This is a genomic window from Catenuloplanes niger (assembly GCF_031458255.1).
GTDB lineage: Bacteria > Actinomycetota > Actinomycetes > Mycobacteriales > Micromonosporaceae > Catenuloplanes > Catenuloplanes niger.
This window is the reverse complement of the sequence record NZ_JAVDYC010000001.1, coordinates 8,505,052-8,529,100: the sequence shown is the minus strand read 5'-3', so window position 1 is coordinate 8,529,100 and position 24,049 is coordinate 8,505,052. Positions and strand designations below refer to the sequence as shown.

General features: G+C 74.5%; 24 protein-coding genes, 1 pseudogene and 1 riboswitch. Of the genes and pseudogenes, 14 read left to right on the top strand and 11 right to left on the bottom strand.

Going from position 1 to position 24,049, the window contains the following annotated elements:
* Positions 1-4 precede the first annotated feature (4 nt).
* The 7 genes and pseudogenes from J2S44_RS37520 to J2S44_RS37490 all read right to left on the bottom strand — a co-directional run.
* Positions 5-295 (bottom strand): annotated as a pseudogene (locus J2S44_RS37520) (LLM class flavin-dependent oxidoreductase); the annotation flags it as partial.
* Complete coding sequence (locus tag J2S44_RS37515) at positions 292-1,662, bottom strand: NtaA/DmoA family FMN-dependent monooxygenase (RefSeq protein WP_310424422.1); 1,371 nt, start codon at positions 1,660-1,662, stop codon at positions 292-294. The gene J2S44_RS37515 and the pseudogene J2S44_RS37520, both read right to left, overlap by 4 nt.
* Positions 1,659-2,849 carry an LLM class flavin-dependent oxidoreductase gene (locus J2S44_RS37510; protein ID WP_310424420.1) on the bottom strand — a complete coding sequence of 397 codons (1,191 nt, stop codon included), beginning with the start codon at positions 2,847-2,849 and terminating at the stop codon, positions 1,659-1,661. The genes J2S44_RS37515 and J2S44_RS37510 overlap by 4 nt, the downstream gene beginning before the upstream one ends.
* Complete coding sequence (locus J2S44_RS37505) at positions 2,846-4,492, bottom strand: dipeptide ABC transporter ATP-binding protein (protein ID WP_310424418.1); 1,647 nt, start codon at positions 4,490-4,492, stop codon at positions 2,846-2,848. Before J2S44_RS37505 ends, J2S44_RS37510 begins: the two co-directional genes overlap by 4 nt.
* The gene (locus tag J2S44_RS37500) at positions 4,489-5,346 is read right to left on the bottom strand and encodes an ABC transporter permease (RefSeq protein WP_310424416.1); all 858 of its coding nucleotides are present in this window, start codon (positions 5,344-5,346) and stop codon (positions 4,489-4,491) included. The genes J2S44_RS37505 and J2S44_RS37500 overlap by 4 nt, the downstream gene beginning before the upstream one ends.
* A complete protein-coding gene (locus J2S44_RS37495) occupies positions 5,343-6,266 on the bottom strand; it encodes an ABC transporter permease (RefSeq protein ID WP_310424414.1) in 924 nt (307 codons plus the stop codon). The genes J2S44_RS37500 and J2S44_RS37495 overlap by 4 nt, the downstream gene beginning before the upstream one ends.
* Positions 6,263-7,876: an ABC transporter substrate-binding protein gene (locus tag J2S44_RS37490; RefSeq protein ID WP_310424412.1), complete on the bottom strand. Its 1,614-nt coding sequence runs from the start codon at positions 7,874-7,876 to the stop codon at positions 6,263-6,265. The genes J2S44_RS37495 and J2S44_RS37490 overlap by 4 nt, the downstream gene beginning before the upstream one ends.
* A 370-nt stretch (positions 7,877-8,246) precedes the next feature.
* Here J2S44_RS37490 and J2S44_RS37485 point away from each other — a divergent pair, with 370 nt between their 5' ends.
* From J2S44_RS37485 to J2S44_RS37465, 5 genes are read left to right on the top strand one after another with little or no spacing between them, the layout of a single operon-like run.
* Positions 8,247-8,567, top strand: coding sequence for a YbaB/EbfC family nucleoid-associated protein (locus tag J2S44_RS37485; protein ID WP_310424410.1), 321 nt, complete (start codon positions 8,247-8,249; stop codon positions 8,565-8,567).
* On the top strand, positions 8,564-8,962 hold the full coding sequence (locus J2S44_RS37480; protein WP_310424408.1) for a YbaB/EbfC family nucleoid-associated protein: 399 nt from the start codon (positions 8,564-8,566) through the stop codon (positions 8,960-8,962). Before J2S44_RS37485 ends, J2S44_RS37480 begins: the two co-directional genes overlap by 4 nt.
* The gene (locus J2S44_RS37475; protein WP_310424406.1) at positions 8,955-9,284 is read left to right on the top strand and encodes a hypothetical protein; all 330 of its coding nucleotides are present in this window, start codon (positions 8,955-8,957) and stop codon (positions 9,282-9,284) included. The genes J2S44_RS37480 and J2S44_RS37475 overlap by 8 nt, the downstream gene beginning before the upstream one ends.
* The gene (locus J2S44_RS37470) at positions 9,281-10,348 is read left to right on the top strand and encodes a hypothetical protein (RefSeq protein ID WP_310424403.1); all 1,068 of its coding nucleotides are present in this window, start codon (positions 9,281-9,283) and stop codon (positions 10,346-10,348) included. Before J2S44_RS37475 ends, J2S44_RS37470 begins: the two co-directional genes overlap by 4 nt.
* The gene (locus tag J2S44_RS37465; protein WP_310424400.1) at positions 10,345-11,421 is read left to right on the top strand and encodes a hypothetical protein; all 1,077 of its coding nucleotides are present in this window, start codon (positions 10,345-10,347) and stop codon (positions 11,419-11,421) included. The genes J2S44_RS37470 and J2S44_RS37465 overlap by 4 nt, the downstream gene beginning before the upstream one ends.
* Positions 11,422-11,524: 103 nt before the next feature.
* Here J2S44_RS37465 and J2S44_RS37460 read toward each other — a convergent pair whose 3' ends face one another.
* Complete coding sequence (locus tag J2S44_RS37460) at positions 11,525-12,406, bottom strand: LLM class flavin-dependent oxidoreductase (protein WP_310424397.1); 882 nt, start codon at positions 12,404-12,406, stop codon at positions 11,525-11,527.
* A 74-nt stretch (positions 12,407-12,480) separates the two neighbouring features.
* Here J2S44_RS37460 and J2S44_RS37455 point away from each other — a divergent pair, with 74 nt between their 5' ends.
* Both J2S44_RS37455 and J2S44_RS37450 read left to right on the top strand, forming a co-directional pair.
* Positions 12,481-13,338 (top strand): LysR family transcriptional regulator, encoded by an 858-nt coding sequence (locus J2S44_RS37455; protein WP_310424394.1) that lies wholly within the window; start codon positions 12,481-12,483, stop codon positions 13,336-13,338.
* Positions 13,339-13,518: 180 nt separating this feature from the next.
* A riboswitch (SAM riboswitch) is annotated at positions 13,519-13,634 on the top strand.
* A 12-nt stretch (positions 13,635-13,646) separates the two neighbouring features.
* Positions 13,647-14,225 (top strand): GNAT family N-acetyltransferase, encoded by a 579-nt coding sequence (locus J2S44_RS37450; protein ID WP_310424391.1) that lies wholly within the window; start codon positions 13,647-13,649, stop codon positions 14,223-14,225.
* A 168-nt stretch (positions 14,226-14,393) separates the two neighbouring features.
* Here the strand turns inward: J2S44_RS37450 and J2S44_RS37445 are convergent, their stop codons facing one another.
* A complete protein-coding gene (locus tag J2S44_RS37445; RefSeq protein WP_310424389.1) occupies positions 14,394-15,593 on the bottom strand; it encodes a hypothetical protein in 1,200 nt (399 codons plus the stop codon).
* Positions 15,594-15,856: 263 nt separating this feature from the next.
* Between J2S44_RS37445 and J2S44_RS37440 the strand changes: the two genes are divergently transcribed.
* From J2S44_RS37440 to J2S44_RS37420, 5 genes are all read left to right on the top strand, one after another.
* A complete protein-coding gene (locus tag J2S44_RS37440; protein ID WP_310424386.1) occupies positions 15,857-16,447 on the top strand; it encodes a nucleoside/nucleotide kinase family protein in 591 nt (196 codons plus the stop codon).
* A 69-nt stretch (positions 16,448-16,516) separates the two neighbouring features.
* Positions 16,517-17,056, top strand: coding sequence for a TetR/AcrR family transcriptional regulator (locus J2S44_RS37435; RefSeq protein WP_310424382.1), 540 nt, complete (start codon positions 16,517-16,519; stop codon positions 17,054-17,056).
* Positions 17,053-18,267 (top strand): FAD-dependent oxidoreductase, encoded by a 1,215-nt coding sequence (locus tag J2S44_RS37430; protein ID WP_310424379.1) that lies wholly within the window; start codon positions 17,053-17,055, stop codon positions 18,265-18,267. The genes J2S44_RS37435 and J2S44_RS37430 overlap by 4 nt, the downstream gene beginning before the upstream one ends.
* Positions 18,268-18,329: 62 nt before the next feature.
* The gene (locus J2S44_RS37425) at positions 18,330-19,403 is read left to right on the top strand and encodes a hypothetical protein (protein ID WP_310424376.1); all 1,074 of its coding nucleotides are present in this window, start codon (positions 18,330-18,332) and stop codon (positions 19,401-19,403) included.
* A 19-nt stretch (positions 19,404-19,422) separates the two neighbouring features.
* Positions 19,423-19,710 (top strand): hypothetical protein, encoded by a 288-nt coding sequence (locus J2S44_RS37420; protein ID WP_310424372.1) that lies wholly within the window; start codon positions 19,423-19,425, stop codon positions 19,708-19,710.
* Positions 19,711-19,879: 169 nt separating this feature from the next.
* On the opposite strand, the gene J2S44_RS37415 is transcribed toward J2S44_RS37420, so the two are convergent.
* Positions 19,880-20,755, bottom strand: a complete 876-nt coding sequence (locus J2S44_RS37415) for a pyridoxal-phosphate dependent enzyme (protein WP_310424369.1) — start codon at positions 20,753-20,755, stop codon at positions 19,880-19,882.
* 106 nt (positions 20,756-20,861) lie between these two features.
* Here J2S44_RS37415 and J2S44_RS37410 point away from each other — a divergent pair, with 106 nt between their 5' ends.
* Positions 20,862-21,539, top strand: a complete 678-nt coding sequence (locus tag J2S44_RS37410; protein ID WP_310424366.1) for a CBS domain-containing protein — start codon at positions 20,862-20,864, stop codon at positions 21,537-21,539.
* Between the two features lie 67 nt (positions 21,540-21,606).
* Here the strand turns inward: J2S44_RS37410 and J2S44_RS37405 are convergent, their stop codons facing one another.
* On the bottom strand, positions 21,607-22,323 hold the full coding sequence (locus J2S44_RS37405) for a hypothetical protein (protein ID WP_310424363.1): 717 nt from the start codon (positions 22,321-22,323) through the stop codon (positions 21,607-21,609).
* A gap of 196 nt (positions 22,324-22,519) precedes the next feature.
* Here J2S44_RS37405 and J2S44_RS37400 point away from each other — a divergent pair, with 196 nt between their 5' ends.
* Positions 22,520-24,022, top strand: coding sequence for a serine hydrolase domain-containing protein (locus tag J2S44_RS37400; RefSeq protein ID WP_310424361.1), 1,503 nt, complete (start codon positions 22,520-22,522; stop codon positions 24,020-24,022).
* Positions 24,023-24,049: the final 27 nt, after the last annotated feature.

Below are 24,049 nucleotides of genomic sequence, written 5' to 3'. Positions count from 1 at the left end.
CCAGCGTGGCGTAGTCCTCGAACGCGCGGACCGGGTCGAGCAGCGCGAGCGTGGTCACGGCCGTGAACAGCCGGATCCGTGCGGTGCGTGCCGCGATGTGGCTGAGCACGACCGGCGGGGACGAGGAGATGAACGGGCGTTCGTGCCGCTCGCCCACGCCGTACCCGTCGAATCCGAGCTCCTCGGCCAGCACCGCGTTGTCCACCACGTCCCGGAATCGCTGCGTGGTCGACGGCCGCACGCCGGTGAGCGGGTCCGGCAGGTGCGTGATGAGCGTGATCAGCAGGATCTTCATGCCGGGCCGCCGCCGAGGAAGGACGCGACGGACGCGGGCGAGGTGGGTGGAAGCCCCAGCAGCGACCGCAGCGTCGAGCCGCCGGACGGGTACGCGGTCCGGAACACGCCGCGCTCCTGCAGCAGCGGCACCACCCGGTCGACGAAGTCGTCGAGTCCGGCCGGCGTGAGGTGCGGGACCAGGATGAAGCCGTCCGCCGCGTCCTGCTGGACGAACGCGTCGACCGATTCGGCCACCGCCGCCGGCGTACCGATGAAGGACTGCCGGCCCGTCACCTCGATGATCAGGTCACGGATTCCCAGGCCCTTCTCCTCCGCCAGGGACCGCCACGCGCGCGCCGTGGCGACCGGGTCGTCGAACAGCCTGGTCCGGCCCTGCGCGATCGACTCGCCGGAGACGTCCGGGTCGAACGGCGGCAGCGGCCCCTCCGGGTCGAACGAGGACAGGTCCCGGTTCCACAGCTGCTCCAGGTGCCGGATCGCGGTCTGCGGCGTGACCTGCTGCCGCCGGATGTGGTGCGCCTTCTCCTGCGCCTCCGCGTCCGTGTCGCCGAGCACGTAGCTGACGGCCGGCAGGATCTTCAGCGAGTCCGGCGTCCGCCCGTACGCCGCGAGCCGGCCCTTCACGTCCCGGTAGAACGCCTGCCCGGCCTCCAGCGTGCTGTGCCGGGAGAAGATCGCGTCCGCGGACGCCGCCGCGAAGTCCCGCCCCGCCGGCGAGTCACCGGCCTGGATGATCACCGGATGCCGTTGCGGGCTGCGCGGCACCGTGAAGTGCCCGGAGATGTCGAACTGCGTGCCGTGGAAGGCGAACGCTCCGGGCGCCGGGGTGCGCGCGAACGAGTCCCCGTCGACGACGAGGTCCTCGGCCGACCACGAGTCCCACAGCGTCCGCGACGCCGCGATGAACTCCGCCGCGCGCGTGTACCGGTCCGCGTAGGACAGGAAGCCGCCCCGCCGGAAGTTCTCCCCGGTGAACGCGTTCGGTGTGGTCACCACGTTCCACGCGGCCCGCCCGCCGGACAGGTGATCGAGCGAGGCCAGCTGCCGGGCCAGCTCGTACGGCTCGTGGAACGTCGCGTTCAGCGTCCCCGCCAGTCCCAGACGCTCGGTCACCGCCGCGATCGCCGCCAGCACCGTCACCGTGTCCGGCCGCCCGACCACGTCCAGGTCGTAGATCTCGCCGCGCTGTTCGCGCAGCCGCAGCCCCTCGGCCAGGAAGAAGAAGTCGAAGAGCCCGCGTTCGGCCGTGCGCGCCAGGTGCACGAACGACGAGAACTCGATCTGCGACCCGGCCGCCGGATCCGTCCACACGGTCGTGTTGTTCACGCCCGGGAAGTGCGCGGCCAGGATGATCTGCTTGGTCATGCGGCGCCTCCCGCGACGGCGTAGCGGCTGGCCGGACGGGACAGCCCGAGCGTCTCCCGCAACGTCGTGCCCGGATACGCGCTGCGGAACAGCCCGCGCTCCCGCAACCGCGCGGTCAGCTCCCGCGCGATCAGTGTCAGGTCGTCCGGCAGCACCCCGGGCCGCAGCCGGAACCCGTCGAGCCCCGCGGCCCGCCACTCCACCAGCAGGTCCGCCAACTCCCCCGGCGTACCGGTGAACACGAACGCGTCCGACGTCAGCTCCGCCCCGTCGAGGTCGTCCAGCTCACGCTTCCGGCGCGCCGCCGCGCCCGGCTCCGGATCGAGGAAGACCACAAGATCACCGAAGATCCGCAACGGTACGCCGTCGCGGCCCTCGGCCCGCTCCGAGGCCCGCACCTCGGACACGACGGCCGCGGCGTGCGCGCCCGAGTCAGGCGTCACGTAGAGCACGTCCGCGCCGCGCACCCCCAGCAGGTACGGCACCGTCGCGTGCCCGAGCACGGTCACCAGCGGTTGTCCCTGCGGCGGCCGGGGCACGATCGACGGCCCCTTGACGCTGAACCACTCCCCCTCGAAGTCGACGTAGTGCAGCTTCCGGTTGTCGACGAACCGCCCGGTGGCCACGTCCCGGATGATCGCGTCGTCCTCCCAGGAGTCCCAGAGCCGGCGCACCACCTCGATCACGTCCGCCGCCTCGTCGAACAGCGGCCGGACGACCTCCGCGATCCGGTCCGGCCGCGCCGTGTGCAGCGCGGGCACCGTGCGCCGTCCGACGTGCGTGGCCTCGGCCTGCCGCGCGGACACCTGCGCGCGCCACCCGGCCCGCCCGGTGCTGACGTAGTCGAGCGTGGCGATCGCGCTGGCGATGTGGAACGGTTCGGTGTGCGTGGTGGTGACGGTCGGGACGATGCCGATGTGCGTGGTCAGCGGCGCGACGCGGGCCGCGATCACGGCCGCGTCCAGCCGCGCGCGGACCCGGTCGGCCCGGTCGACCGGCACGCCGGGCAGTTCGGACGGCGGCGCCAGCGAGTCCTCGACGGTGACGAAGTCGAGCAGTCCGCGCTCGGCCTCCGCGACCAGCCCGGCCCACCAGCCGGCCGTGAGGATCGCCGGCCGGTGCACGCGCCAGGCGGCCGGATGCCAGCCGGCGCCGTCCAGCGCGACGGCCAGATGCAACTGACTCATGGGGCAGTTCCTCCTGTGACCGAGGTGGGCAACGCCGCGACCAGCGCCTTCGTGTAGTCGTGCCGCGGATGGTGGAAGACGTCGCCGACCGGCCCGGCCTCGACCACGCGCCCCTCGTGCAGGACCAGGACCCGGTCCGCGAGGTGGTGGACGACGCCGAGGTCGTGCGAGATGAACAGGTAGGCGGTGCCGTCCTGGGCGCGCAGCTCCGCCAGCAGGTCGAGCACCTGAGCCTGCACGGACACGTCCAGCGCGGAGACCGGCTCGTCGCAGATGATCAGGCTGGGCCGGGGCGCGACGGCCCGGGCGATCGCGACCCGCTGCCGCTGCCCGCCGGACAACTGCCGGGGATGGCGGTCCGCGTGCTCCTCGCCGAGCCCGACCCGGTCCAGCAGCGCGAGCACCTCGCGGCGGCGGGCACCGCGGCCGGGCAGCGCCTCCGCGATGATCCGCCCGACCGGGTAGCGCGGGTCGAACGAGTTCAGCGGGTCCTGCGAGACGAACTGCATGCGCCGGCGGTACGGCCGGCGCCGGCGCTCCGGCACGCCGGACCAGGGCCGGCGCTCGAACTCGACGGTGCCCGCGTCCGGTGCGACCGTGCCGAACAGCAGCTGCGCGACCGTGGTCTTGCCGGACCCGGACTCGCCGACCAGTCCGACGATCTCCCCGGCGTGCACGTCGAGCGACACGTCCGCGACCGCGGTGTGCCCGCCGTACCGTTTGGTCAGGTCCTTGATCGTCACGACCGGTTCGCCGGAGCGGTGCGCCGCGACCGGCAGCGGCCCGCCGGGTGGGGCGAGCCGGCGACCGCGGGACGCCGCGGACGGCACCGCGTCGCGCAGCACCCGGGTGTAGGCGTGGCGGGGCGCGCCGAGGATTTGCGCGGTCGGCCCGGACTCGACGATCCGGCCGTCGCGCATGACCAGCACCCGGTCCGCGATCGCGGCGACCACGGCGAGGTCGTGGCTGATCAGCAGCAGCGTGTCCCGGCGCTCGGCGAGCAGGCCCAGGATCGCGGCCTGCACGGTCACGTCCAGCGCGGTGGTCGGCTCGTCCGCGATCAGCAGTTTCGGCCGGCCGGCGATCGCGGACGCGATCAGCGCGCGTTGCCGCAGGCCGCCGGAGAGCTGGTGCGGGTACTGCCGGGCGCGGCGGGCCGGTTCCGGCACGTGCACCTCGGTCAGCAGCTCCTCGACGCGTTCGTCCACCAGCCGGCCCGGGACCAGCCGGTGGGTGCGCAGCGCCTCACCGACCTCGTCGCCGACCCGGCGCAGTGGGTCGAGCGAGACCAGCGCGTCCTGCAGCACGAGCCCGGCGGTCCGGCCGCGCACCCGCTGCCAGTCCCGTTCGGTGAAGCCGCGCGCGTCCCGCCCGTCGATCTCCAGGCGGCCCGCCCGGACGGTGGCCCGCGGTCCGGCGAGGCCGACCAGCGTGCGCGCGGTGACGCTCTTGCCGGACCCGGACTCCCCGACGATCGCGACCCGTTCACCGGCGGCGACGGTGAAGCTGACGCCCCGCACCGCCTCGACCGCACCGCGCGCGGTCCGGAACGTGACGTGCAGGTCCTCGACGGCGATCATCACGGGTGCCTCGCCGGCCGGCGCGGTGGTGTCCGGCCGGGCGGCGTCGTCGACAGTGGTCATCGGAGGTCCCGTCCCTCGAAGCGGGCCTGGAGGCGGCGGCCGGTCACGGTCAGCGAGATGACGGTGAGCGTGACCGCGACGCCCGGCAGGATGCCGGACCACCAGGCGACGGAGAGGTAGTTGCGGCCCTCGGCGAGCATCGCGCCCCACTCCGGGGACGGCGGCTGCGGTCCCATGCCGAGGAAGCTGAGCCCGGCCGCGGCCAGCACCGCCTCGCCGAGCCCGATGACCGCGACGACCGGGATCGGGCCGAGCACGTTCGGCAGCACGTGCCGGACCACGATGCCCGCCCGGGAGCGGCCGAACGCGACCGCCTGGGACACGTACCCGGCGCGGCGGACCCGCAGGGTCTGCGCGCGGACCACGCGGGCGTAGTGCGGCAGCGTGGCGATGCCGATCGCGATCGTCAGGCTGAGCGTGCCGGTGCCGGCGAGCGCGATGAACAGCAACGCGAGCAGCAGCAGCGGGAACGCGGAGAGCGCGTCGAACGAGCGGGCCAGCGCTTCGTCGGCCCACCGGTGCGCGAGACCGGCCAGCAGGCCGAGCAGCACGCCGGCGCCCACCGCGACGGCGGTGGCGGCGACGCCGATGGCCAGCGAGGCCCGTGCGCCGTGCACCACCCGGTCGAACACGTCCCGGCCGAGCTGATCGGTGCCGAACCAGTGCGCGGCCGACGGCGGCAGCAGCGCGTCGAGGGGGTTCGCGGCCAGTGGGTCGCCGGCGCCGAGCGCACCCGGCGCGGCCACCGCGATCGCCACCAGCGTCAGGTACGCGACCGCGGCCGCGATGCCCGGCCCGGTCCGTGGCGTGACGGTCCACCGGGTGCCGCGGACCCGGTCGAGGGCCGGCGTCATGTGGTCCTCCGCAGCCGGGGGTCGATGAGCAGGTAGGCGAGGTCGGCCAGGGTGTTCAGCGCGACGTGGACCGCGGCCGCGAGGACGACGACGGCGAGCACGACCGGCATGTCGCTGCCGAGGACCGCGTCCAGCGTGACCCGGCCGACGCCGGGCCGGCCGAAGACCTGCTCGACGATCACCGCGCTGCCGAGCAGCAGCCCGAACTGCCAGCCGGCCAGCGTGACCGCGGGCAGCAGCGCGTGCCGGAGCGCGTGCCGGGCCAGGACCGCGCGGTCGCGCAGGCCGCGGGCGCGGGCGGTGACCACGAACGGCTCGTCCAGCGCGCGGTCGAGGCCGTCGCGGAGCACCTGGCCGAGCAGCCCGGCGATCGGCAGCGCGAGCGTGACCGCGGGCAGCACCAGCGCGGCCGGCCCGGCGCCACCGGCGACCGGGAACAGGCCGAGCCGGAACGAGAACACCGTGAGCAGCACGATCCCGATCAGGAACGACGGCGTGGAGACGACGGCCAGTTCCGCGGTGGACAGCACGCGGCGCAGCCACGGGCGGCGGTCACCGGCACCGGCCACGGCCGCGAGCACGGCGAGCGCCACGCCGAGCGCACCGGCCAGCGCGGCGAGCTGCAGCGTGGGCGGGATCTGCTCGCCGAGCACGTCCGCGACCGGGCGCTGCAGCAGGTAGGAGGTGCCGAGGTCGCCGCGCAGCAGCCGCCACAGGTAGTCGGCGTACTGCACGATCTCCGGCCGGTCCAGGTGCCAATCGCGGACGATCTGCGCGCGGATCTCCGGCGTGTCCGCACCGTCGCCGATGATCCGGTCGACGACGTCGCCGGGCGCGAGCAGCAGCGCCAGGTACGCGGCCGTCGCCGCCGCCCACAGCACCACCAGCCCGGTGCCGAGCCGCCGCAGGACATGCCTCATGCGCCGATCCAGACGTCGTACGCGCCGGCCGGCACGCCCGCGGTGGGCTCGAAGCCGGTGCCGCCGACCGTGTCGGAGACCGCGAGCTGGTCCTGCGGGGCGTAGAGCGGCAGCACGACCGCCTGGTCCCGCACGACGTACCGCTGCACCTCCTGATAGATCTTGAGGCGGTCGGCCGCGTCCGGCGTGGCCTGGCCCCGGTCGAGCAGCCCGTCGAGCTCCGGGGAGTCCAGGTGGGTACGGTTGATCGCGCCCCGGGAGTGCAGCAGCAGGTTGAGCGCGGCCCCGGCGTCGGTGTCCGCGCGGGAGTTGTCGAACAGCTCGTACTCGCCGTCGTTCAGCGCCGCGGTGGCCGTGCCCTGGTCGACGAGCCGCACGTCCAGGTGGATGCCGGCGGACTGCTTGACCGCGGCCTGCACCGCCTGGGCCAGGATCTCCCGCCGGTCGCGGACGAACGGCGCGCTCTGCACCAGCCGCACGGTCAGCCGCCGCCCGTCCCGGGTGCGGTATCCCTCGGCGTCGCGGGTGGTCCAGCCGGCCGCGTCGAGCAGCGCGTTCGCCGTCGCGGCGTCCCCGCCGTACGCGCCCTCGAGGGTGTCGTCGTAGAACCGCGACGACGGGCTGACCACGCTCCACGCCCGGGTGGCGGTGCCCCGGTAGACCGACTCCAGCACCGCGCCGACGTCGACGGCCTCGCGGAACGCCTGCCGGACGCGGATGTCGTCGAACGGCGCGTGGTCGACGTTGAGGTAGTACGCGTACGCGGATCCGGAGTTGAGGCCGCGGTCCAGGCGCAGCCGCCGGTTCGCGGCGATGGTGGCCTCGTCGGTGGCGGGCACGCCCTCGACGACCCGCACCTGGCCGGAGGTGAGCGCGCCGATCCGCACCGACGACTCCTTCAGGAACCGGTAGGTGACCGTGTCCAGGTAGGCCGGCCCGGTGTGCGCGGCGGTCGCCGGCGCCCAGTCGTAGGCCGGGTTCCGCCGGTAGACCACCTGCTGGCCGGCCGTGTACGAGTCGAGCACGAACGGGCCGGTGCCGACCACGTCCGTACCCCCGGCCTTGAGGTTCTTCGCGTTCCGGAGCGATCTCGGGGAGATCTGCGCGCCCTGCGGCGTGGTGAGGAAGTCGCGGATCAGCGTGTCCGGCACGGAGAGGTGCAGCCGCACCGTGACCGGGTCGACGACCTCGACGCTCTTCAGGTTGCGCAGCTGAACGGTGCGCACCTGCGGGTTGTAGCCGTCGGAGAGCAGCAGGTCGAAGTTGGCCTTGACCGCGGCGGCGTCGAACGTCTCCCCGTCGTGGAACGTCACGCCGGTCCGGAGCCGGATGGTGTACTCCCGGTCGCCGCCCTCGATGCCGGTGGCCAGCCACGGTACGTAGTTGCCCTGCTCGTCGTGGGTGAACAGCGCCTCGAACGAGTTCCAGACCAGCGGGCGCGCCTTGGCCTGCGCGTACTGGTGCGGGTTGAACGTCAGCGGCTCGGTCTCGACGGCCCACACCAGGTCGCCGCCGCTCCTCGGCTCACCGGCCGCGCTCGCGGCCGGAGCCGATCCGCACGCGGCCAGCAGTAGTGACAGGATGACGGCGGGTAACAGACGCGATCTCATGAAGGTGCTCCTGTCCGGATTCGGGCATGGCTTCGCCCCGGCGCTGGGGTGTGGTGCGTGATGCGGAGGGGTTCGGATCAGGCCGGACAGGACGCCGACCACACGCGACCGAAGTCGATGTGGCCGCGGATGGTGAGCCGCAGCGTGCCGCACATGTGACCAGTCCAGCGCGGAGCGTGCCGGGGTGTCAACGAGATGACCTCCGGGTGTCGGCTATCGCACGTGAGCGGCGCAAACCGTTGACCTAATCATACTTCGCCGATAGGGTTGGGCAGCATTGCGCCGTAGGGTGCCCCACCCGGCTCGACATGGTCCTCTAGGGTGTGACCAGCCCGGGGAGATCCGGCCCGGGCCGGAGGGAACGGGGCCCATGGATCACATCGACATCGCGGCGCGCATGCGGCAGGTGCAGGAGGTCGTCGCGACCGCGACCGCGGAACTGACCAGCGAGGACCACGAGGTGACCGTGGTGGCCGGGCCGCGTGGCGCGGTGCGCTCGGTGGAGCTGAGCCCGCGCGCGTTCCGGCTCACCGGCGCGCAGCTCGGCGAGCTGGTGGTGCGCACGATCCGCGCGGCGAACGCGCAGGTGGACGCGGAGATTCGCACCGCGCTGACCGGCTCCTCCACGCTGGGACCACCGGCGCCGTCACTGAGCGAGCTGCGGGCCCGGCTGCGGCAGGCGCCGCGATGAGGGCCTTCGAGAACCAGGAGGAGGTGCTCGCGCTCATCGAGCGCGTGCGCGCCCGCAACCAGCACGACACGGCCCGGCTGGAGAGCTACCTCGCCGAGGCCGGCGCGCTGACCGGCGAGGGGTTCTCCGAGGACGGCAGCGTGCGCGCCGAGGTCGACGAGGACGGGCTGGTGTCCCGGCTCGACATCCCCGACTCGGCGCTGCGGCGCGGCGCCCATCTCGCCGAAATGATCATGGTGGCGATCCGGGAGGCGCAGGCCGACCGCGCGCTGCGACTGACCGAGCTGGGCCAGGGCATCAACGGCGAGCGGACCGCGGAACGGGTGCGGGACGCGATCCCGGAGCACACCCGGGACCGGATCGCGGAGCGCAGGAGAGGAGACGGCCGTGGCTGACGGCGTCATCGTCCCGACCGACAAGCTGACCGGCACGGCCCAGGTGCTCAAAGGGCTCAGCACCAGCGCCGACCAGATCAAGACCGCGATGGCCGCGGCCGACCCGCCGGGCGTGCTGTGGGGCGGGCTCGGACTGCTGTTCGTCGGCTACTACAACGGCAAGGCCGACGAGGTACGCGAGCACGTCGGCCTGATCGCCAAGGCGTTCGACTCCCAGCACGGCGCGATCACGGCGAACGCGGACGCGTACACCCAGCTCGACGAGGCGCTCAACGCGGCGTTCAAGCGCTTCCAGGACAAGCTCTCCGGGAGTGGGTCGTGACGGACGTCCCCACGCCGCAGCCCGGCCCGGCGCCCACACCCCCGCCACCGAAGCCGCGGGACACCACGGGCACGGACGCGTACATCAGCAACAACGACAAGCCGTCCAGCCCGTACGCGGCCGGGGTGATCGACACCGACCCGGGCTCGGTCATCCCGCTCGCCGACCCGGTCAAGAACGCCTACTCCGGTGTCACCCAGGGCGACTGGACGGACCTGTACTCCTCCGCCGCCGACCTCACCGGCAACGCGGTCTCGTTCGCCATCGACCCGCTGAACTGGCTGATCTCGGCCGGGCTGACCTTCCTGATCGACTTCATCCAGCCGCTGGAGGACCTGCTCAGCCTGGTCACCGGCAACGCCGAGCGGATGGAGCCGTACGCGGCGCAGTGGAAGCAGCTCGGCGAGGCGCTCGTGCCGCTGGCCGCCGCCGCCCGGCAGGCCGCGGACGACGACCTGATCGAGTGGCAGGGCAAGGACGCGGACGCCGCCAAGACCCGGCTGCACGAATTCGCGAACGCGGTCGAGGCGACCGGCGGCGAGGCCGCGTCGATCAGCGGTCTGCTCACGCTCTTCTCGAAGATCATGGGGGCGGCGCAGCAGATCATCATCGGCATCATCGCCACGTTGATCGAGTGGATGATCATCGAATGGGGCATCGCGATGGCGGCCGCGGTCCCCACCGCGGGCGCGTCCGTCGCGGCCGCCGGGGCCGCGACCGGCGTCCAGGCCACGATCGCCACCAGCCGCGCGGTCCGGATCATCGACAAGGTGGTCTCGCTGCTGCAGAAGATGGGCGCGGTCCTGGCGAAGGTGCTCCCCGCCGCACTGAAGGCCAAGGTCGGCCAGAGCGTCGTGCAGTTCACCGCGGAAGGCCTCGGCCACGCCGCGCCCGCCACGCTCTCCATGGTCGCCCGGATCGCCGGCGACGTGCTCTCCGACCCGCGCGGCTACGTCGGCCCGATCGGCAACAACGTCACCACCGGCGCCGCGAAGAACGCCACCGCCGACGGTACGGACATGTCCCCCGAGGAGATCGAGGCCGGATTGGACGTGACCCGGTGAGCAACCCGTTCGACGCGCCGAAACCGTTCCCCGGCACGCCCGTCCTGCCGTGGCCGGCCACCGCGCCGGCGCCCGCGCTGCCGCCCGGCACGGCCGGCATCGCGATCCGGGTCCGCCGCGGCGGGTTCGACTCACCGCACTTCCGCGCGGCCCGGGCGATCGGCGTGGACGACCGGCCGCTGTGGCACGGTCTCGACCGCGCGGTCGCGGTCGTCGAACCGGGCACGCACCTCGTCGAGGTCCGCGACGACACCGGCGCCGAGTCGATCCGGCGGGTCGAGGCGGTCGCGGGCGAGATCACCGAGTGGCACATGTGGAGCCCGGCCACGTACGGGCGGGTGCCCGGCATCCTGGTGCCCGCGGCCCAGGCACGGCGGCGGCCGGGACCGCACGCGTGGGGCATCGTCGCCGGCTTCGCCGCGATGGCGGTCGTGCCGCAGCTGCTCGGCGGGCTCGGCGGAGTGGTCGTGCTCATCGGCATGCTGGCGGCGTTCCCGCTCGCGCTGTTCGGGGTCGGCCGGATCAAGAAGGTGATCGACGACCGCTACCGGGTCGCGGTCTCCACCGCCGCCGAGGGCCGGACCGACCCGGCCGAGGCGGAGGACGGCATGTTCCTCGGTCACGCGGACGTGCCGCCCGGCGTCGCCGACACCACGCACGGCGTGCTGCTGCTCACCGCGGACACGACGCTGAAGTACTCCAAGGACGGCCGCGACATGATCCTGCGGCCCACCGTCGATCGCAACACCTGGATCCCCTGGCCACGCCTGACCATCGACGGCCGGTCCCGGCGCCTCGCCTGGCAGAACTGGGCCTACCGCCTCCCGCCGGGGCCGCACGAGCTGCTGGTCACGCCGCAGGCACCGGCCACGCCGGACAACGTGCCGGGCGTCGCGCCGCAGGTCACCGTCACGCCGGTCCGGGTGCCGGTCGACATCCGCGCCGGCGAGACGACCCGCCTGCACCTCACCGTCCACGCCACCGTCGCGGTCCGGTCCAACCCGCCGGCCCCGGTCCGCTCGACCTCGCTGACCGACTTCACCGCCACCGTCGAGGCCGGGCCGGCGTCCTGACCGGCCGCCCGGCGTCCGCGCACCGGCCCGCGCGATGCCGCGTCGCCGCCGGTACCGTCCCGGGAGCCGCACCGGCCCCGGGACGGCCGAGCGTTCCGGAGCTCTACGACGTACCGGCGGAGGAATGTGACCTGGTCACGACGTCGAGGGTGCGGGCGCGGGCGGCCGGGTCGCCGGACGGGATGAGCACGACGTCGGTGGCGCCGGCGTCGCGGAGCCGGTCGACGGCGGCCGCGATCACGGACTCGTCGCCCACGGCCACGGTGTCGGCGATGCCGGTCAGACCGGCCCGGCGCAGCGAGGCGGCGTAGGCCGGCAGCTCACCGGCGGCGCCGAAGTCACGGGCGATCCGTTCGCGGGCCGCGTCCGGGTCGGTGGTCAGCACCGTGACCAGGCTGACCACGATCCGGGCGCCGGGCGGCTGGCTGGGCACCAGGCGCTCGGCGACGATCTCCGGCGTGACCCAGGTCGCGACGACGCCGTCGGCCAGGTCGTGGGCGACACGGAGCATCTTCGGGCCGAGCGCGGCCAGCAGCACCGGCGGCGCGGGCGCGCTGATGTCGAGCGCGGTGTCGACCGTGACGAACTCACCGGTCAGCCGGGCCGGCTCGCCGTGCAGCAGCGGGCGGAGCGCCGTCAGGTACTCCCGGGTGTGCCGCAGCGGCGACGTGTAGGGCAGGCCGAGCGCGTGCTCGACGTACCAGGCGTGGCCGGGGCCGACGCCGAGCGTCAGGCCACCGCCGGCGGCCTGCAGCGTGAGCGCCTCCGACGCCATGGTCACCGGGTGCCGCGGGTAGGTGAGCACGACCGCGGTGCCGATCTCGGCGGGACGCTCGCGGAGCCCGGCCAGCAGCGTGAGCGGGTCCCAGCCACCGGCCATCTGGTTGGTCCAGAAGCTGTCCAGGCCGCGCCGGGCGGCGTCGGCCGCGGCGGCCACCGTGTCGGCGGGCGTCGCGGCGTACAGAAGGGCGGTTCCGATGCGCATACGACCATCCCAGCGGCTCGCGCCCGCGGAATCGATGGCCGACCTCGCTCCGCAGCGATCACTTTTTGTGATAGATGAGGTGGGTGGAACTGAAGGCGTTGCGCTACTTCGTGACCGTCGCCGAGGAGCTGCACTTCGGGCGCGCGGCCGAGCGGCTGCACATCGTGCAACCCGCGGTCAGTCAGCAGATCGCCCGGCTGGAACGCGAACTCGGCGTGCAACTGCTCGACCGCACGTCCCGGCGGGTCACGCTCACCCCGGCCGGTCGGCGCGTTCTCGACGCCGCCCGGGAGACGCTGGCCGCGGCCGCCCGGGTGCGGGTGGTGGCCGGCGAGCGGGCCGCGACGCTGCGGATCGGCGTCGAGTCGTGCGTCACCGACCGGCTCGACCGGGTGCTCACCCGGCTGCGCGACGGGCCGCGGCCGGCCGAGCCGGTGCTGATCGACCTGCCGGAACCGGCGCGGCTGGACGCGGTCCGCGACGGCGAACTCGACCTGGCGCTGGTGCGGGGCACCACCTCCCCGGCCGGTACGGCCGTCGTGCACACCTGGTCGGACCCGCTGCACGCGATCGTGGCCCGGGAACACCCGGCGGCCGGGCGGACCGGTGTCGACGTCCGGGACCTCGACCCGGACGGGCTGCTCCTGCCGGACCGCCGGCACGATCCGTCGCTGTTCGACGCGATCGTGGCCGCGCTGCCGGTCACCCCGTCCCGGCCGCCGGCCGGAGACCCGGTGCACGTGCTGTTCGCGGTCGGCGACGACCCCCGCGCCTGGACGGTGCTGCCGGCCGAGCGGGCCACCGGGGCCCGGTCGGCGCGGATCCGGCAGGTGCCACTGGACCCACCGGTCACCATCGCCGGGTACGTCGTCACCTCGCACGCCACCCCCGCGTCATGCGTGTCCTCGTTCGTCACGGCCTTCACCGACTGAGCCGCCGCCCCGCACGCCACACGGCCGTGGCCGGCCGATCGACCGGCCGGGCGCGTTCTGCCAGCAGCGCGACCGCGCCACGAACCGGCACGCCGGACGTGGGCCGGTGCTGCCGCTGTCGGTGGCCGGAGCGCGGTGTGGGCCGGCCTCGGTGGATGCGGTTGGTAGTCTGGCGCGGCAGGTCATGAGCGCCGGCGCGAAGCCCCGGCTCGCCGGCCGGCAACCCTCCGTCTCGCGGCCGGGATGCCCCGGGCGATGACCCGGTCCGGCACGGTCGTGCCGGGCAACCACCGCGACCGGAGGCCACCGTGCCGACCAGCACCTCCCGCCCGCGGATCGCCCTCCGCCCCGGCACCGCCGACGACGCCGCGTCGATCGGCGCGCTGCACGCGGACAGCTGGCGACGCCACTACCGCGGCGCCTACGCCGACTCCTATCTGGACGGTGAACTGGTCGCGGAGCGGCAGGCCGTCTGGTCTGCGCGGCTCGCCGACCCGGCCGGCACCGAGACGATCATCGCCTGCCGCGGCGAGGCCGAACCGATCGCCGGCTTCGCCCACGTCGTCCTCGACCACGATCCGGTCTGGGGCAGCCTGGTCGACAACCTGCACGTGTCCCACGATCTGCACCGCGCCGGCATCGGCCGGCGACTGCTGGCCGAGGCCGCACGGGCGGTGGTCCGGCGGGCGGCCACGGATCGCCTCCATCTGTGGGTGCTGGAGCAGAACGTGGCGGCGCAGCGCTTCTACCTGGCGCTCGGCGCGCAGAACGAGGGTCGCCACCCGGTCACCGCGGCCGGTGCGGGCCCGTCCCGGCTCGTCGGCACGCCGGCCAAGTTCCGGATGGCCTGGCCGGACGCGTCCACCCTGGCGGCACCCGGCGCGTGAGCCGGCCCGCGCAGCCGGATCCACACGCGGCCGGCCTCGCTGGACCACCCGCAGCCGGCCTCCCGCAACGACGCCACACGCGGCGGGCCTCGCACAGCCGCCTCGCGCAGCCGGACGCGGGCCGGCGGCGGCCCGACTGCCGGCCGGAACGCGGCGGAGCGCGGGTGGTCAGCCGCTGAGATCGAGGAGGACCGCGTCCTCGACCGTGACGCGGTAGGCGCCCTTGCCGCCGAGCTGGAACGTGACCTCGCCGCTCGCCCGGCTGGTCGCCGCCGCGGTGAAGGTGTAGCTCAGCCGGCAGGGCGTGGGCCCGACCGGCACGCTCTCCATCAGCGACTCCCGGTACGCCGGCGGGTCCTCGTCCTGGATGCGCAGCAGGATCTCCTCCCGGCGGTCGCTCTGCACGGTGAAGTCGAACCGGTACCGATGGCCCTTGATGATGGTGATGCCGCTGCGGATGCCGATCAGGTCGGACGGTGCGAGCGAGTCCGCGGGCACGCTGGCCACGAACCCGGTGTCGGTGGGCGCCAGGTCCAGGGCGGGCTTGTTCGGCCACCAGTTCGGCGACACCGTGTCCGGGCTGCCGGCCGGCCCCATCACCATCGCACCGGACGGCCGCGCCGCGCCGGACGGCAGGCAGACCGGGTCGGCCGGGTCCGGCACGTTCGCCGGGCCGGTGCGGTCCGGCGTACCCGCCGGGATCTCGGCCGCGCCGGCCCGCGGGTCGGCGAGGCGGGAGCCGGTCACGCCGACGATGACACCGGTCGCGAAGATCGCCGCCAGGGCCATCCACGCCGGGCCGGGCCGCAGGCGCCGCCACCACGACGGCCCGCCGGGTGCTCCGGGCGCCGCCGGGCCCGGAGCGGCCGCGTTCGCCGTCACCACGGTGCGCCGGCCGCCGGCGTCGCGCGCGACGAGGGCCGCGGCCGGGCGCGGGACCGGCAACCGGTCCGGTGCCCGCCGGTCGGCCTCGTGCGCGGCCGCCAGCAGCGCGTTCAGGTAGTCGACCGCCACCGTCAGCCGTTGCGCGTCGTCCGCGCCGAACGGCACGGCGGCGATGAGGTGCGAGGCCTTGGCGACCGCGACGACCGTCACCGGATCGGTGAGGTACCGCAGGTCGCCGGCCAGCACGCCGGCCACGCCGTCCTTGTCGACGGCCCGGCCGGGCGCCAGCCGGTGTGCGCGGATCACCTCGGCCAGGTGCCGCAACGACGCCGCGCGACGCCGGCGGCGGGGCGGCGGCGACCCGCGGGGCGGGGAGTAGGTGCCGTCCCGGCCGGCCCGGGCCGCCGCGGCGTTCACCGCCGAGGTGATCAGCTGCGCCGCGTCGTCGACCTGTTTCCACCACGGTGCTGCCTGTGCTGTCACGCCCACCCCCTGACATCGGCCGACATGATTGTATTTCACGCTCACCAGTCGCCCGGCGCACACCGGTCCGCCACCCGGGGCGGACCGCTCCGGCGGGGCGGACGCCGCCGGGACGGCGCCATGATCGATCATCGTGGCGTGGGGAGCGGCCCGCATCGGCACCGTTCCGGCCGCCGCGCCCTCCCGGACCACCGCCACGACCGGCCGCGATCCGGCCGGACGACCGCCGAGGAGGCCGACCGCATGCGCATGTCCAGCACCCCGTGCCGATTCCGCGGGCCGCGATGACGACCGGCCCGGCGGGCACGCACGCGGCGCGGCTCGCCGCCTGGGCGCGGACGCTGCCGGCGGCCGCCGGCCGCACCCGGGTGGTGGCGGTCGAGGGCCGGTCCGGGGCCGGGAAGACCGGGCTGGCCACGGCGCTCGCGGCCGAGCTGGCGGCGCCACTGGTCCGGATGGACGACCTCTACCCGGGCTGGGACGGGCTGCTCGGCGGCGTCCGGGTGCTGCGCGAGTGGATCCTCGCGCCGCTCGCCGCCGGGCGGCCGGCCCGGTGGCGCCGCTGGGACTGGGCCGCCGGCGCCTACCGGGACTGGGAGCCGCTGACGGCCGGCTCCGACCTGGTCGTCGAGGGAGTGGGCTGCGGGGCTCGCGCGCTCTCGGCGTACCGCAGCGGCCTGGTCTGGATCGAGGTTCCGGACGCGGAACGCAAGCGGCGGGCGCTGGCGCGCGACGGCGAGAGCTACGCCCCGCACTGGGACCGCTGGGCGCGCCAGGAGGAGGCGTTCTATGCGGCCGAGGAGGTCCGGGCGAACGCGGACGTGATCGTCGACAACGCCGGCGACCTCGGCTGACTTGCGGCGAGCCGGGTTCCGCGCGATGATTTGGGCGATCGCCCAAATTCGTGCGGGAGGAGGACCGGCGTGAACCAGACCCGCGCCCGGCTGTTGCGCGCCGCCGCCGAGCTGGTCGTCGAAACCGGCTGGGGCGGGGTCAGCACCCGCCTGGTCGCGCAGCGGGCCGGCGTGCCCGGCGGGGCCGTGCACTACCACTTCACCTCCGTCGACGCGCTGCTGCGCGAGTCGGTCGCACCCGCGCTGGCCGCGCTCACCGCCGGTCTCCGCGCCGGCCTGGCCGCCTCGCCCGGCCCCCGCGACGGCGTACGCCTGATGATCCGCGCGGTCACCGACGGGCCGGCCGACGGTCCCGGCGCGATCCTGATCGGCGAGGTCTTCCTGCGCTCCACCCGCGACCCGGTGCTGCGCGCGGACGTCGCGGCCGTGCTCGCCGCGCTCCGCGCCGACCTGGCCGGCTGGCTCGCCGGCCACGGCCTCGGCGATCGCGCGGCCCCGGTCGCGACCGTGCTCACCGCCACACTCGACGCGCTCGGCCTGCATCGCGCGCTCGACCCCGCGCTCGACCTGACCGGCGTCGAGGACACGCTGCTGGAGCTGATCCGGTGAGGCGCGCGACGATCTGCGGCGCCGGCATCGCCGGGCTGACGCTGGCCTGGTGGCTGACGCGCGACGGCTGGACGGTCACGCTCGTCGAACGCGCGCCCGGTCCGCGCGGCGAGGGCTACCTGATGGACTTCTTCGGCTCCGGATACGACGTGGCCGAACGGATGGGCCTGCTCCCCACGTTGACGGATCGTGCGAGCCCGGTCGACGAACTGGTCCACCTCTCCCCGTCCGGCCGCCGCACCGGCGGTCTCCGCTACGCCGCGATGACCGGCGTCCTCGGCGGCCGCGTGCTCAGCCTGCTCCGCGGCGACCTGGAGTCCGCGCTCCGCACCGTCCAGAAAACCCCGCCACGGTACGGCGTGAGCGTCGCCGCCGCGGTCCCGCGCGGTGACCGGGTGGACGTGGAGCTGACCGACGGCACCCGGCACACCGCGGACCTGCTCGTCGGCGCGGACGGCATCCACTCCCGCATCCGTGAGCTGGTCTTCGGCCCGGAGGCACGGTTCCTGCGCCCGCTCGGCTTCCGCACCGCGTCGTACCTGTTCGACGACCCGGACCTGGCCGCCTGGCTGGGCACCCGGTTCGCCGTGATCGCCGCCCCCGGGCGACAGGCCGGCGTCTACCCCACCGGTCGCGGCGGCCTGGCCGCGAGCCTGATCCACCGCACGCCGCCGGCCGCCCGCCGGATCGGCTCGTCCGGTACCGGTCCGCCGCTCGCCGCGTTGTTCGCCGGTCTCGGTGACACCGCCGCCCGCGTGCTGGCGCGCTGCCCGGCCGGACCCGGGCTGTACGACGACTGCGTCGCGCAGGTCGAGATGACCTCCTGGACCCGCGGCCCGGTCACGCTCGTCGGCGACGCCGGGTACGCGGTCTCCCTGATGGCCGGTCAGGGCGCCTCGCTGGCCATGGGCGGGGCCTGGCTGCTCGCGCACCACCTGGCCGCCCGCCCCGGCGACGTCCCCGCCGCGCTGTCGGCCTACCAGGCCGAGATGCTGCCGTTCACCCGCCGTAAACAGCTCAGCGGCCGCCGCGCCGCCGCCTGGATGGTCCCGTCCACCCGCCGGCGCCTGCGCCTGCGCGACCGGCTGATGTCCATCGGCGACCTTCCCGGCGGCGTCGCGCTGCTCCGGCCCCTGATGGCCACCACCGCCGCCGGCCTTCCCGCGCTCACCGCTGTGCCGCGAACAGGGAACATCCACGGCCACGAATAATCTTTACGCTGGTCGGAGGGCGGTTCACTGCACCGAACGGGGGCCCGGCCGTGGGATTCACCGTGGAACCACACGCGCTCGACGACTTCGCCACGCTGCTCGGCCGGGCGGGCGACGACGCGTCGGCCGTCCGGCAGTACCTCACCCGGTACGCCATCCCGGAGGACTGGCCGGGCGAGCTGAGCAGAATGATCGGGCCGGCCGCACGGGCGTCGATGGAGTCGGCGATCGAGGCCGTCCGGAAGGCGACCGACATCCTGTACGTCAGCGCGGAGGGCATGCGTCACGCCGCGAACTACTACCGGCAGACCGACGCCACCGCGGCCGCGCAGATGGACGCGACGCTGCCCGGCCGGGAACCGGGGCCCGCCACCGCGCAGGAGGGAAGGTGGGCCGCGACCGGGATCACCCCCACGTTCACCGACGTGCACGAGCCGCAGGGCCGGCTCACGCCCGTCGACGACGTCGAGTACACCCACTGGCTCGCCGATCTGGACCTGATCAGCCCGGCCCATCACATCATCGCCGTGTGGGAGCAGATCTCCGGCACCAACCCGCTCAACGACGCCCTCGACTTCATCGTCGGCGACTGGCAGTCGATCGCCAATGCCGGCCGGTCGCTGGAGAACGCGGCGAACGCGCTGGAGGATCTCGCGCTCAACCTGCAGGGCGGCGCGTCCGCGCTGCATCCCGCGTGGTGGCAGGGGCACGCCGGGGAGACCGCCTACCAGTTCTTCGCCCGCACCGCGCAGGCCGTGGTCGACCTCCTGGTGATGCCGATGCGGGAACTCGCCGCCCGGTTCGCGGAGATCTCGATGGGCGTCTACCACTACTCGGAGGCGACGAGCGGCTTCATCAAAGGCATGATCGACGGCGCCGTCGTGGTCGCGCTCGCCGCCGCCGGCGGAGCGGCCTCCGCCGCGACGGTCGTCGGACCGGTCTTCGCCGCCGGCGTGGTCGCGATCGAGGTGGCCCGGATCCTGGCGCTGATCAGCAGCGCGACACAGGCGCTCACCACGCTCTACGGTGTGGGGCAGCAGGTGCTGGGCGTCATCCGGAGCAGCGCCGCCGACCTCGACGGTGCGGCCCTGCCCGCGCCGTCCGGCGGCGGCTACGCCCACCCGCTCGCGGGATGACCGGAGAGGACGGATCGTCATGCACGACAGCGCGTACGAGCTGGCCGGTGACCGGCGGATGACGAAGGCGGTCCGGCTCCTGCTGGAGAAGCTCGCCGCCGGTACGGACGGCACGCTGAAGGAGATGGCCGAGGGCGTCCTGGCCGGCAACCTCGACCTCCGCGAGGCCGCGCACTCGTCGATCTACGGCGACGCACTGAGCGCCGCGACCGAGCCCGCGCTGCGCCGTTGTGCGGAGATGGACGAGGACGAGCGTCGCGCCCTCGTCCGCCGCACCGAGGCCGAACTGGAAGACCTGCTGGGCTAGGCGCCCGTACAGGTCTTCCGGCCCCGCCGGACGGGACCGTCACGCGCACACGCTCGACGCACCCGGCACGTTCTACGTCCTCGCGGACGGCCGCGCCCGCCCGCGCCTACCCCGTCACCCACCCGGTGGGCGGTCGTGCGGGTGATGCCACCGCCGTGGATGCGGCCGGTCAGCGGACGGGCTGGTCCACGCCGAAGAGGCCGGGGAGGCCGCCGGTGTGCAGGAAGACGACGCGGTCGCCGGCGCCGGCCGTGGCGGCGAGGCCGGCCATCGCCCGGCCGGTGTAGATCGGGTCGAGGAACAGTCCCTCCGTGCGGGCGGCCAGCCGCAGCGCGGCCCGCACCTCGTCGGTCACCGTGGCGTATCCGGCGCCGATCCGCTCCCGGTCGATGCGCAGCTCGCCCGGATCGGTGGGCAGCAGTGCCCGGACGGCGGCGCCCGGGTCGGGCAGCGCGCCGGTGTCGACGCCGGCGACCCGGCCCGCACCGAGGCCGAGCACCAGCCCGGCCATGGTGGCGCCGGAGCCGACCGCGACCACCACCCGGTCGAAGTCCGCCCGTGCGGTCAGTTCCCGGGCGCATTCGGCGTAGGCGTGCACGGACGTGGGTGACGAGCCGCCGAACGGGATCAGGTGCGCGCCCGGCCGGGTCGCGGCCTCGATCGCGGCGACGTCGCCGGGCGGCCGGTCACCGGCCCACACGATCTCCGCGCCGGCGAGCCGGTCCAGCAGCAGGTTGCCGCGCTCGACGGCCGGCCCGGCACCGGCCAGCACCAGTACGCAGCCCAGCCCGAGGCGGGCCGCCACGGCGGCGGTCGCGCGCGCGTGGTTGGACTGTGGCGCCCCGGTCGTCACGAGCGTGCGGGCGCCCGCCGCCAGCGCCTCCGCCGCGGTGACGCGCAGCTTGCGGGCCTTGTTGCCGCCGCCACCGGCCCCGATCAGGTCGTCGCGTTTGATCCACAGCCGTGCCAGCCCGAGCGATGCCGCCAGGCGCGGCGCGTCCTCCAGCGGCGTCGGGAACGTACCGAGATCCAGCGGCTCGATCATGACCCGAACTGTAGGCCCGCCCGGAGGTCCCCCGCGGCCGGGTCCTCCGGCTCTGCCGGGCCGGACCCGCGCGCCCGTAGCGTGAAGGGCGCTGGAGGTGGTTCTGATGAGGAACTGGCAGGTCGGGGACGTCATGACCAAGGATGTCGCGACGGTCACCGCGGACACGCCGTACCGGTCGATCGTGGATGTCCTGATGCGGCGCCGGGTGAGCGCGGTGCCGGTCGTGGACGAGCTGGGCCGCGTGGTCGGTGTGGTGTCCGAGACGGATCTGCTTCACAAGATCGAATTCGCCGGCACGGATCAGGCGCCGCGGCTGTTCGAGAGCCGCCGCAACCGCCGGGCCCGCGTCAAGGCCGACGCCGTGGTCGCCGCGGACCTGATGTCGACGCCGGCGAGCACCGCGCTGGCCACCACGTCGATCACCGCCGCCGCCCGCCGGATGGACGCCGGCCGGGTCAAGCGCCTTCCGGTCGTCGACGAGCTGGGCCGCATCATCGGCATCGTCACCCGCTCCGACCTGCTGAAGACCCACCTGCGCCCGGACGAGGCGATCCGCGTCGACATCGAGAGCGGCATCCTGCACCGGGTCCTGCTGCTCGAGCCCGGCACGATCACGGTGACGGTCACCGCGGGCACGGTCACGCTGGCCGGCACGGTCGACCGCCGCTCGTCCGCGGAGCTGGCGGTGCGGCTGACCCGCCAGGTGCCGGGCGTCGTCGAGGTCGCCGACGCCGTCACGTTCGAATTCGACGACACCGCGATCCTGTACCCCGCGTTCTGAACCGGCGCGCGGGACACGAACCCGGGCCGGCACACGAACCCGGCCCGGCACACGAACCCGGCCCGGTTCACGAGCCGGCCGGGTCCTTGGCCGTCCAGGCGGACATCTCGACGCGCACGGACTTGGTGCCCGCCGGGACGGCATCCGGCAGCTCGACCATTTTGATCATCACGAGGCTGCGGGCGGTGCGCAGGCACCAGACCTGGTCCTGGTAGACCCGGACCCAGTCGGAGGCGCCGGCCAGACCGTGGCAGCCGTCCGGGTCGTCGAGGTCGCCGCCCTCGCTGCGCGCGGCCGTCGTGCCGGTCTTCGGGCTGGGCACGAGATGGTAGGCCGGTATCGTGCCGGGCCGGCAGCCGGTGCGGTTCTGCCGCGGATCGTCCTGGTCGGGCGGCATCCGGCATTCGATGGTGAATCCCCGGTCGTCCTTCGGCGTGCTGTCCAGCGTCTCGTGATCGAAGCTGCGCTGCGGGATCTCCGACGTGTCCAGGAGCACGGTGAACGGCGCCACGCGCCGGACCGCGTCGAAGTGACGTGGACCGGTCCGCGTGAGTCCCCAGTACAGCACGCCCCCGGCGGTGAGCAGCAGCGCCAGGCCGCCGGCGAGCAGGAACCCCCGCGACCGGAGCGGCCCGCCGGCCCGATGCGGCCCACCGGCCCGGTGCGCGGCCGGCCGGCTCGCGCGCATCCGGTGGAGGCCGAACCCGGTGAGGATCGCACCGGCCACACCGGCGACCGCACCGATGATCGAGAAGATCTTCTCCGCTGTGTCCAGCGAGCTCATCCGGTCACCATAGAGCCGGTCGCGGTGCCGGTACGGTCGTCCGTTCGGCCCACCGGTTCCGTTCGGCACCGATCGGGCGACACCGCGCCGGTCCCGGCCGTGGGCCGGCGGCGCCGAAGCACGACAAGATCGACTGATACCGATGTCGGGGTCGGGCGTCTAGATTGAGGGTCCGACCTCAACCGTGGGGGTTCCGATGCCACAGCACGTGTCCCGGCGCACCCTTCTCCGCGCCACCGCGGCCGGCGGTCTGGTCACCGCCGTTCCCGCGCGCGTCCCGGTGCCGTCCGCCGTCCGGGAGCTGGAGGACCGGATCCGGGCCGGGATGGAGCGGTACGGTGTCGCCGGCGTCGGGGTCGGGCTGTGGTACCGCGGCCGGGAGTACGTCCGGGGTTTCGGCGTCACCCGCACCGACGCGCCCACGGCCGTGGACGGTGACACCGTCTTCCGCGTCGCCTCGACCACCAAGACGTTCACCGGCGCGGCCGTCATGCGGCTGGTCGAGCAGGGCCGGATCGACCTCGACCGTACGGTCCGCTCCTACCTCCCCGGGTTCCGCACCGCGGACGCCGCGGCCTCGGCGCGGGTCACGGTCCGGCAGGCGCTCAACCACACCGGCGGCTGGCTCGGCGACTTCTTCCTGGACACCGGCGACGACGCCGGCGCGCTGGCCCGTTACGTCGCCGCGATGGACCGCCTGCCGCAGCTCAACCCGCCCGGCCGGGTGTTCGCGTACAACAACGCGGCGCTGTCCCTGGCCGGACGACTGATCGAGGTGGTGACGCACCGGCCGTACGAGGAGGAGGTGCGCCGCGGCCTGCTGCACCCGCTCGGCCTGACCCGGTCGGCGTTCTCCGTGGACGACCTTCCCGGCGCCTCGGTCGCGCAGCCGCACGTCGTCGACCCGGCCACCGGCACGCTCGTGGTGTCGCCGGAGTCGTGGTGGCTCCCGCGGTCGCTGCACGCGGCCGGTGGGCTGATCTCCAGCGCGCGCGACCAGATCCGCTGGGCCCGGTTCCACCTGGGTGGCGGCGGCCGGGTGCTGAGCGGTCGCGCGATCCGCGCGATGCGGTCCCGGCCCGGCCCCGGCGGCACGCTCTTCGTCGAGCTGGACGGCGCCGGCGTCACCTGGATGCTGCGGCCGACGGCCGAGGGCCCCACGGTGGTGCAGCACGGCGGTGACTGGTCCGGGCAGCACAGCGGCTTCCTGATGGTGCCGGCCCGCGACGTCGCCCTCACCGTGCTCACCAACTCCGACGCCGGTCCGGCGCTGCTCGACGACTTGTTCGTCGGCGACTGGGCGCTGCGCCGTCTCGCCGGCGTCAGCAACATCCCGGCGCCGCCGCTCACGCTCACCGACGCCGAACTCGCGCCGTACCTGGGCCGCTACTCCGGCCAGCAGATCGACGTCGACGGCACCGTCTACACACAGGAGTTCGAGTTCGTCGCCGACCGGGGCCGGCTGGTGCTGATGGCCGGCGGCGCGGCGGTCGACGGTTTCGCGTTCTACCGCAAGGACTACGTCGTCGACCTGCCGTTGCGCGGCGGCACCGAGGAGGGCATCCGGGCGAACTTCGTCCGTGGCCCCGACGGTTCCGTCCGGTGGTTCCGCATCGGCGGCCGCCTCTACCGCCGCGGCGGGACCGCGGCGGCCACCGCCCGCGTCCGCCCCTTCAACCCGCGGCCCGCACTGTCCTGACCGGTGCCGGCGGAGGTGGGCCGTGCC